The following is a 1,729-nucleotide window of genomic DNA, read 5'->3' as shown; positions in this document are numbered from 1 at the left end:
AGCGTTCCAGCGGGACCGGAACCCTGGAAACCATCGGGCGTGGAGCCGTGGTAAAACTCATGGTTCGTCGCTTCGCAGAGCCGGCCTACCTCGAGCTGCGGTGGTACAAGGGCGACCAGCTATTCCAGGAGCGTTCGATCTGGGTTGAACGACCCGGCACCTTCGAAGCCCAGTTTGAACGCCTGGATGATGGCTATTATCGGCTGATTGTACTCCTGCAGAATAGCCCAATCCTGCAACTCGAGGTCGGTACTCCCTTGCTTCCACCCCCCCCCACGCCCCCACCGGGTTTCTAGGTTAGAAGTGATGTGACAAGTTTATCCTATGCCGATCAGCAGCAGTACCATCGGGATCGTTACAAATGACAGAACAGAAGAAGCTACCACAGCCCTGGCAGCCCGGATACCATCTCCGCCAAACTCCCCGGCCATAAGAAAAGCATTCACGGCAATTGGCATGGCACTTTGCAGCACCAGAACCTGGACGTCCAGGCGTTCCAGGCCCAACACCCACCCCGCCAGACCGGCTAGCAGGGGGGCTGCCAGAAGCCGCAGGCTGCTGGCCTGCAGTTCAAATCGTCCCCACTCGGGTTTGGATCTGGCAATCTGAATACCCAGAGTCAGAAGCATCACGGGAATGCAGGCCTGGCCCAGGAGGTGTACCCCCTGGTCCAACCCGAGAGGCAAGGGTATCTCAAGCCCACGTACCAACAAGCCGCCTGCCAAAGCCCAGAACAGGGGCAGCTTGAGGGTAAACAAGAGGCTTTGTACAATTCCACCCCCGCGCAAAAAGGCCGGCCCAAGACCAAACATCAGTACGCTGCTGGCAATAAAAAAAACGATGGCCCGATCCAGACCCGGCTGCCCCAGGGCAAAAAAGGTGAGAGAGAGCCCCATGTTGCCGGAGTTGGGAAAAGTGGCCGAAGCAATCAGGGTCTTGGTGGTGCCCTGGTCAAAACGCAGCCATTTGCTAAGCCCCAGGCTCAGGAGATATAAAACGATGGAAGCCAGGAAGAACGCAGCAGTAATGCCGATCACGCTGGCCCCGGTCAGTTTGGCCCGCAGCATGACATCAAAAATCAATACTGGAACCAGCATATAAATGGAAAGCTTGGAAAGGGTTTGCAGGTCAAAATCAATGCGCTTGCCGATGAGGTAGCCCATGAGAACGATAAAAGCGACTGGGACAACCGTGTTGAGCAGGGCTTCCATACCAGGGGGTAGCTTACCCGAAGGCAACCTGGAGGGCCATGACCGCACCAGGCCTTTGTGCGGCCGATGCGCACCGGGTTGTCGCCTTGGCAAACCGGGTGACTGCTTTTTTGGGTTAAGCTCCACCCGATCGCGTTCCGAGCGCCACACCGGATGACCGTGTCTTGCTCGAGGCAGTAGCATGCAACGCGGAATGCGGATGTCTGTGCTCTATTTCGGCTGTAATACGGTGGGCGGTAGCCATGATCCGGGGTGCATACTTCTGGGGCTCCTATCATGTCTTTGTTGCTGGGGCCGTTGAAAATCGTAAGATTTCTGAGATTTAGGCAAGCCAGTACCCTGCAAGCCCGTACGCGATGACATTACTCTGACAAAATAATAGCTACACTGTATGTTGATGTCGAAATTACTCCTGGTCGAGGATGAACCCTCCGTGCGGATGGGCCTGCGACTCACTCTTTCCAAAGCTGGACACCAGGTCCTGGAGGCAGCTACCGCCAGCGAAAAGAAAAAAAAAA

At 56.0% G+C, this 1,729-nt stretch carries 3 protein-coding genes; 2 read left to right on the top strand and 1 reads right to left on the bottom strand.

All coding sequences use genetic code 11. The features are described 5' to 3' along the window. A partial coding sequence (locus Q0288_RS17030) for a hypothetical protein (protein WP_299433280.1) occupies positions 1 to 296 on the top strand: 296 nt, incomplete at its 5' end. A 21-nt stretch (positions 297 to 317) separates the two neighbouring features. On the opposite strand, the gene Q0288_RS17025 is transcribed toward Q0288_RS17030, so the two are convergent. Next, positions 318 to 1,211 (bottom strand): AEC family transporter, encoded by an 894-nt coding sequence (locus Q0288_RS17025; protein WP_299433277.1) that lies wholly within the window; start codon positions 1,209 to 1,211, stop codon positions 318 to 320. Between the two features lie 397 nt (positions 1,212 to 1,608). On the opposite strand from Q0288_RS17025, the gene Q0288_RS17020 reads away from it, so the two are divergent. Then, positions 1,609 to 1,729, top strand: a 121-nt coding sequence (locus tag Q0288_RS17020; RefSeq protein ID WP_299433283.1) for a response regulator, incomplete at its 3' end; no start/stop codon positions are given.

The organism is uncultured Meiothermus sp. (genome assembly GCF_937863175.1).
In the GTDB taxonomy this organism is placed as follows: Bacteria; Deinococcota; Deinococci; order Deinococcales; family Thermaceae; genus Meiothermus.
Note: the sequence above shows the minus strand (reverse complement) of the source record. Positions and strands in the feature narration are given on the sequence as shown.

Excerpts from the sequence above, each read along its gene's own strand:
- Q0288_RS17025 (WP_299433277.1), bottom strand. The coding sequence starts at position 1,211 with ATGGAAGCCCTGCTCAACACGGTTGTCCCAGTCGCTTTTATCGTTCTC.